5 protein-coding genes are annotated in these 7,253 nt (G+C 42.2%); all 5 read right to left on the minus strand.

Annotated elements, in window-relative coordinates; genetic code table 11:
• Positions 1–75: 75 nt before the first annotated feature.
• The 5 genes from dnaB to C7B77_RS19435 are packed head-to-tail and all read right to left on the minus strand — an operon-like array spanning position 76 to position 7,128.
• Positions 76–1,389 (minus strand): replicative DNA helicase, encoded by a 1,314-nt coding sequence (gene dnaB / locus C7B77_RS19415; protein ID WP_106308565.1) that lies wholly within the window; start codon positions 1,387–1,389, stop codon positions 76–78.
• Positions 1,382–2,224 (minus strand): DUF6262 family protein, encoded by an 843-nt coding sequence (locus tag C7B77_RS19420; RefSeq protein ID WP_106308568.1) that lies wholly within the window; start codon positions 2,222–2,224, stop codon positions 1,382–1,384. Before C7B77_RS19420 ends, dnaB begins: the two co-directional genes overlap by 8 nt.
• The gene (locus tag C7B77_RS19425) at positions 2,221–4,596 is read right to left on the minus strand and encodes a tyrosine-type recombinase/integrase (RefSeq protein WP_245894275.1); all 2,376 of its coding nucleotides are present in this window, start codon (positions 4,594–4,596) and stop codon (positions 2,221–2,223) included. The genes C7B77_RS19420 and C7B77_RS19425 overlap by 4 nt, the downstream gene beginning before the upstream one ends.
• Positions 4,583–6,049 (minus strand): tyrosine-type recombinase/integrase, encoded by a 1,467-nt coding sequence (locus tag C7B77_RS19430; RefSeq protein ID WP_106308571.1) that lies wholly within the window; start codon positions 6,047–6,049, stop codon positions 4,583–4,585. The genes C7B77_RS19425 and C7B77_RS19430 overlap by 14 nt, the downstream gene beginning before the upstream one ends.
• Positions 6,046–7,128 carry a tyrosine-type recombinase/integrase gene (locus C7B77_RS19435; protein ID WP_106308574.1) on the minus strand — a complete coding sequence of 361 codons (1,083 nt, stop codon included), beginning with the start codon at positions 7,126–7,128 and terminating at the stop codon, positions 6,046–6,048. The genes C7B77_RS19430 and C7B77_RS19435 overlap by 4 nt, the downstream gene beginning before the upstream one ends.
• Positions 7,129–7,253 lie beyond the last annotated feature (125 nt).

Raw genomic sequence — 7,253 nt, forward strand, 5'->3', positions numbered from 1 at the left:
TTATCATATAGAGAAGATGTGCAAAGCTTTTACTTAATGGTATTTATCGTTGTACATGTATTCCACAACATTAGTTTACTTCTGATTCAAACTACTAAATCTACCAACGCTGGGGTCGAATCCAACCTTACAGGTACCAACACTCCCATTCCGATTCTTACTGACGATAATCTCCATCACCCCTGGCTCTGAACTATCTGAGTTGTAATATTCATCCCGATATAGCAATAATCCCAAATCCATATCCTGCTCGATATCCCCTGAATCCTTGATGTCAGCCATACCAGGACGCTTGTTACCCTGGCTCTCTACCCCACGGTTGATCTGAGCCAGCGCAACAAATGGGACATCAAACTCCTTGGCTATATCCTTGAACGCCCCAGAGAACTTACCCACAGCTTGCGCTCTATTCCCCGCCGCTCTGTCTCCGAGCTTTTGAATATAGTCGAGGACGACTAGTCCCAATTCACCCCTCTCATGGCGAATTTTCCGCAGTACAGAGCAAATCTTAGCGGGTGTCAGAGCATAAGCAGGAGTATCGTCAATGATGATGAGAAGTTCACCCAATGTACCCAAAGCTTGCTTCAGGGTTTCATACTCATCCGCATAGATTGTATTGTGGATCAGCCGATGTGAGTCAATCCCAGAGTGCATCGATAGCAACCGTTTTGTTAACTGTTCGCTAGACATCTCCGCACTGAAGAAAACGACTGGCTTGTTTTGAGTAGTCGCAATATGATTCGTCAAATGACAAGCCAGCCAAGTTTTACCCATACTCGCTCTAGCAGCGACAATGATTAGATCCTGCTTGATTAATCCGCCAATCAAAGTATCTAAATCTCCCAGTCCGGTAGGATATGCAGGTTCACTTCCCTGTGAGATTTTGGCGAATACAGCAGCCAGACAATCACCAATAACTTTGGGTTTAAACTGGTCTTGTTTGTTGGTGGTTAGGTTAAATATCTTCTGTTCTGATTGGTCGAATACTGATTCTAGTTCGGTCGTTGTATCATGTCCTAACTTCACCAGATCGTGACCTGCTGCGATTAATTCACGCCGCTTGTACTTATCAACTACTAAGGATGCTAGGTGGTCGATATTAACGGCTGAAACTGTCCGCTCTAATAGCTGGATTAATTTAGCTTCGCCGCCTACTTGTTTGAGTAGTTTCTGGTCGGATAGCCATGCCTTCACGCTGAATAATTCAGTCGGTTTATCTTGGCGATAAAGGTCTAAAGCTGCTCGGTAAATAGTGGCGTGGGCAGTAATATAAAAGGCTTCTGGGGTCAGTAAGTCGATAACTCGACCGATGGCAAATGGGTCTAGCAGAATACCACCTAAGATGCTCTCTTCTGCTTCGATATTAGTTGGGGGAACAGGATTATTCATGTTTCTGATTAAAGATATTACTGAGTTGTTGAAGCTTGTCGATGCTGAGTAGTTCTTTGGCTGGTCGTTCTTTGGCTGTCACTACTTGATGGGCGGGCTTGGACGATGGTTGAGGCACTTGGGGTACTGGTTCTGGTTTCGTCCAGCCTTCCTTGATGGCTTGGTTCAACCATCCCCCAGGATTAGGGATGTCTTTCTTGCCAAGTTGCTCTTTGAGGGCTTCAATAGCATCGAGAACGGTGGCTTCAGTAGCCGATTTAATCGTCTTAATGAGGGTGGGATTTAGTTCGACTCCCAAGCTATCTAATTCAGCCTGAATCCGGTCGTCAACGACGGCTTTACGCTTGGTTGATATGGGAGTAACTTTACTGGCTAATTGCTGGTCTTTGAGGGCGGCTTGAAGATCTGCGATTAATTGCTGCTGGCGTTCGACTTGTTCTTGGAGATAATGAACTCGGTAAACTTGTCCGGCTAGGGCTTCATTCTTGCGTTTGAGTTCCTGATTCTCCCTGTCGAGCTGGGCGATTCTCTCTTTTAGTTTGGTGACAACTTTTGCCCCAACAGTGGAGTTGGGTTGAGCGACGGGGGCAGTTGGAAACGAGCGTTGCTGGTTTCTCACCTCGGCGATGCGATGCTTGACCTCTGGGTATTTGTACAGGTAAGAAACACTCAGGTTGGCTTCTTTGGCAACGGTGGTGAAGTTGACTTTGGCATCGATCTTCTGGAGGCGTTCGATAGCTTTGTAAACTCGTTGAAGGGAGTCTTCCTTCCGGTCGGCTTGGACTTGTTGGAGTTTGGCAATTCTTGCTTGTACGATCTGCTCTTTGTCGTTCATGTTGCCTCCTGGTGTAGACCTGCAACGATTTCGTCGAGGCGGTCAGCTTGAGTGCCAAATTGTTCTACTAGTACCTCTTGTCCGGCTGACATTGCTTTGGCTTGTTTGCCGCGCAGCTCGTCGCGAACGTTGATATATTCAGGTAATTTATCAATTGTGGCGACGAAGGATTGACAGGTATAACAGGCGCGGAATTTATGACAATCCTGGTCGAGGGGTAGTCCACAGTAACCATAGATAGGCGTATTGATGTGAGTATCACCTAGTTCTAGTTTGTGAGCAGTTGGATTTTCCCAGAAGGACTTGGGATAGGATTCGTAGAGTACTCGATAGCCGTTGCTGTTGACTAGAGCCTTTTGGATGTGTCCCGCCTCCCGCTCCATCAGTTCGCAACTGACTTGGGTATAGTAAGTGCTGGTAGTGGCAAGTTGTTTGTGTCCAGCCCAAGCACTAACCACTGCTAAATCGTGTCCCTGTTCAAACAGTTCGGTTAACCGAGTGGGTCGAAGCAGGTTTTCATGAAACTTGGCAGGTTGACCATTTTCATCTTTAATGTCTAGAGCTATAATCAAAGTCCTAATGCCCATTAGCAATGGATTAGCATCGTGGGCTGGAAGGACTTTCTTGACAGCTTCTAGCTTAGGCATAAGTGGGTCTGTAAAGGATAATCCTTGATAGTGGCAGAATAAGTACTTCCAGCTATCGCCCCATAGGTTTTTAATGTATTCCTGTTGTTCTTGTACAACCTTAGCAATGTTTCTACTAATCGGTATTTCATGTTGGTCTTTGCCCTTTTTTCGTCTCCAAACTATTTTCCAATGTTGTCCTTCTTGGATCAGGCAATTTTGATTGAGAAGTGACAATTCGCTGGGACGCATGGCGGCAAAATAACAAATCAGCCACATTCGAGCAATGGGATCTGGTAGTAAATGCAAATTTTCTTCTATTTGTTTTCTAACACTGTTAGACATTGGGTCTGGATTACCTTGATGTCTTTTGGGGTAGTCAGCATCGCGAATGATATCTTGATTGATATTAAACCAGCCTTGAATAGTGCCTGCTGTGAAAAACTTACGCGCTGCAACTAATTTTTGAGTTATATTGTGATTTTCACTGACTATGTAATCAAGAAAGAGGTCGCGATTAATTTCATCAAATCCAGATACATGAGATTTATCTAAGTAAATTGAGAGAGGCTTTAGACAATATAGATAATTTTGAATTGTTGCAAAAGCAGTTCCTAGCTTGCACAAGCAGCAAATGTATTCTTTGATTTTACACTTAAACCAATCTAGTTCAAATCCACCAAAATTGGCAAAATAATGTCTTCGATCTCGCTCATCAAAATTAGGGCTAATCGCTCTTAGATCCCATTCATCATCTTCCCATTTATAGGCTTTGACTGGCAGTGAATTTTGATTGAAGCGAGAAACAATATTAGTTACTAGAACAATTGAATCATACTGAATTTTTTTACATGTACGGCATTTAAATCGTTTTTTAACATTGTCTATTTGATGAATGTAAATATTTCTCTCTTGACAATTAGTACAAATAAAATCATCAAGTCGATGATTGGTATACCATGTTATACCTGGATTAACAGGATCTTCAATCATCTTTATTTCATCAATTGTCCGTGACTGGTATTGAATTTTCTTGCATGATAGACAGAAAAACTGTCTTTTTAATGTTGTTTTATTTATACCCCAGACAGTCATTCCTTCCGCATTACATTCGGGACATACAAATTCACCGTGATAGTCTCGCTCCCAATCTATATGCTCATCCTTCAATTTTAAATTTAAATATTTAGAGCGACCGCATAAATCTAGAGATTCTAATGTATTTTTCTTGCAATTAGGACAAGTGAATTTCATTTTGCCTCTTCCATTAGCTCCACCGAGATTTAATCTCGACTCTTCACATAATGGACAGGTAAATTCGCCATGATAGTCCTTCTCCCAATCTATGTGTTTATTTTTTAGTTTCGACTGTAAGTACTTAGAGCTATCATTCAATCCTAGATATGTTAATGTTACATTTTTACAGTTGGGACACATCAGCTCTCTTTTTCCTCTCCTGTTAGCTCCACCCAGATTTAATTTAGACTTATTACACAATGGACATGTAAATTCATTATGATAGTCTTGCTCCCAGTTTGTATTTATGTAACGATCTTTCTGTTTTAGTTTTAAGTACCTAGATTGGCTGCTTAATTTTAGAGATGTTGATATTTGAATTTTACAGTTAGGACATTTTAATTTTTTCTGTCCTGTGCTATTACGTCCTCCAAGATTTAGTTGTGACTTTTCACAGGTTGGACAAGTAAATTCACCGTGATAGTCCTGTTTCCAATTAATCTCTAGCATCAATTTTCTCCAAACCTTCAATCCGAATCACTAATCTTCGCTGGTCTATTGTTAACCCCTGCTGCTGTCTGACCATTCCCAATTTAGAAGCGATTTCTATTTCTGTCTCTACCCTCTGTAGATCGTTCTTGAGAACTGATAAATTCTCAGTAGATGTCAACCAGTGTTCGCACTGCCAGCAAGCATTTACGGTTTGACAGGGTGACTTTAAAACTGGACGATGGCACTCTCCATATTGAGTAGTAATCTGATACATCTTCCGTCTCACCACCTCAGTAATCGAGTTTTGTGGTTGATGTTGTGCAACCATTTTTCCAGTACTATCGACGTAGCTACTATTCTTCATTAGCTCTCGATATTCTTCTCCTATTACTTTTTTCAGTAGCCGCTTATAATACTCTTGCATCTCCGGCGAACGGTGTCTGAGGTACTTCTGAATAATTAAATCTCTAACTCCAGCATTGGTCATTACCGTAGCTAATGTTTTCCTAAATTGGTGTGACTTAAAGTGCCAAATTTCTCCCTCTTTAGTGCAGATATTTTGTGACTGAGACAATTTGTTCAGCCAGTGGTTGAAAGCGATCGATCTCATTACTCTGGGAGCGGGAATATAATGATGAGATCCATCGTTGCTATTGCACAAATTATTGTAACTATCCCCAAAACACTGCCTGATATATTCCTGCTGTTCCTTGATTACCACTACTAATTCTTCACAGATGGGCAATTCGTCTACAGTTTGATACTTTTCTGTCAGAAATCTCAATCGCCATTGATTTCCTCGTTGACGCAAGCAATCTAGTGGTAGGTTCAACAATTCTCCAATCCTCAAGCCAGTGCCTCGAATTATCAACACCATCCGCTGTAAAGGCTCCGGTAGGTAGTGGAGATGTTCATTTAGTTGTTGCCATACTTCTTCAGGAATGTACTCAATTTCATCCCGTTTAACTGTTGACGTTTTATATCTCCCTTTGAACCAATATGTGTTAACTTCTAACCATCCCTCTTCTCGACAGATATTGAAGAAGTTAATTAGTGTCATGTAATTTAATGATACCGATCTCTCAGATATTGTTAATGAGTGTAAGTAGTAATCGTACTCATCAAACAGTTGGTCATTAATATGGATAGAGCTTAAAATCGATCTATTTTCAATGAATTGTGAAAATCGATTGAGTTTAGCAACATCACTTCTGATGTAACTCGCCGACAGCTTGCGTTTGCTCCTAACTAAGACATATAATTTAGCCAACAGCCTGAGCCAATCCTGACGAATCAACTCAAAACTAATAGTCAATGTTTTCTCATGCTGGTTAAGTGTTAATCCTAAATCTTCAACTGTCCGCCAGATATCCTTGGCAATGAGCGGATTATTTAGTAGCTTCTGCGCTGACTCATTGACACTAACAAATCCCTCTTCTAAATACGGATGTTTATTGAACAATGTACTCATTCTACTGATTCCTCCCGTTCGATGACTTCAAATAGATTGGCTTCGTTTATTACATGAGAGTAGACATCTAGGGTAGTTTGAATCGATGTGTGTCCCAAAAGATATTTGACTCGTTCCGGTGAGTAGTTGGCTTTGAGTAAGCGAGTGGCATAGGTATGTCTGAAGAGGTGAGGATAGACGTAAATCCCTGTCTTTTTACTCAGTCGGTCGAACATGACATTCAACACATTGGGGTTCATGGGCATTCCCACCTTTCCTTCCCAGATGTTCACGAACACGTAATCCGATACTGGTTCTGGATATTCGTAGATCAGGTAATCGTTGTACATCTTCAGCAGTTCTGGCACTACTGGAATGGTGCGCTCCTGTCCTTTAACCCTGGCTCCGTTGGGATTATTGCGCCTGACTACTCGAATGAAATTGTCGCTACCATCGCCGACATCCTCATGGCATAAACCCAGTAGCTCACCTTTCCGCAGCCCCGTACCGTTGAGCATCAGGATCATGAGTTTGTCGCGGAGGCGATGACAGGCGTTGACGATGGTTTCAATCTGTTCGTCACTCAGACAGCCTGGGAAGCTTTTCGGTTCTTTGAGCTTGACTAGCTTTTGGCGGGTGGGCTTGCTCTTGGCAATCCCTGTTAACAATCCCTTCTGATTGATGCCGTGAGGGAGATGGAATCTATCAAACTGTTTGAAGTTAATACGACCGCTGGCTATGTGATATTCATAGAAGCTGGTGATAGCCGTAATCGCCCGATTAACCGTCTTCTCGGAGCGAATAGCCTGGACTGGTTGCATAGATACGACTTTGGTGGTGTCGCCCACTCTCAACCAGTAGGCGAAGTCTTCGACATCGGACAGGTTAATATTGCGCCAATCTAGAGCCTTGAGCGAGAGAAATTCCCACCACGCTCTCAGGTCGTAGGCGTATGCCTCGATTGTGTTGGGCGATCTGGAGGTGGTAAGGAAGGTGAGGTATCGCTGGATGGGTTCTACCACTTGGTAATCCTCGTCCAGCATCAGCCACACGATCTCATTGGTATGGGGGTCGATGCCTTTCTGGAGTGTGAGATTCATGGTTTAATCGTACTATTAATTCATTGTTATAGAAACTAAATTTTGTATGTACCTATGTTTAGGTTAAATGAAAAAGTGAGTTACTGTTGTTGTTGTTTAATATAAAATATTTGTATGAGATAAAC

Source organism: Chamaesiphon polymorphus CCALA 037 (assembly GCF_003003845.1).
GTDB classification, from domain to species: domain Bacteria; phylum Cyanobacteriota; class Cyanobacteriia; order Cyanobacteriales; family Chamaesiphonaceae; genus Chamaesiphon; species Chamaesiphon polymorphus.

Coding starts and splice junctions, on each gene's coding strand:
- dnaB (WP_106308565.1), bottom strand. CDS start 1,389: ATGAATAATCCTGTTCCCCCAACTAATATCGAAGCAGAAGAGAGCATC.
- C7B77_RS19420 (WP_106308568.1), bottom strand. CDS start 2,224: ATGAACGACAAAGAGCAGATCGTACAAGCAAGAATTGCCAAACTCCAA.
- C7B77_RS19425 (WP_245894275.1), bottom strand. CDS start 4,596: ATGCTAGAGATTAATTGGAAACAGGACTATCACGGTGAATTTACTTGT.
- C7B77_RS19430 (WP_106308571.1), bottom strand. CDS start 6,049: ATGAGTACATTGTTCAATAAACATCCGTATTTAGAAGAGGGATTTGTT.
- C7B77_RS19435 (WP_106308574.1), bottom strand. CDS start 7,128: ATGAATCTCACACTCCAGAAAGGCATCGACCCCCATACCAATGAGATC.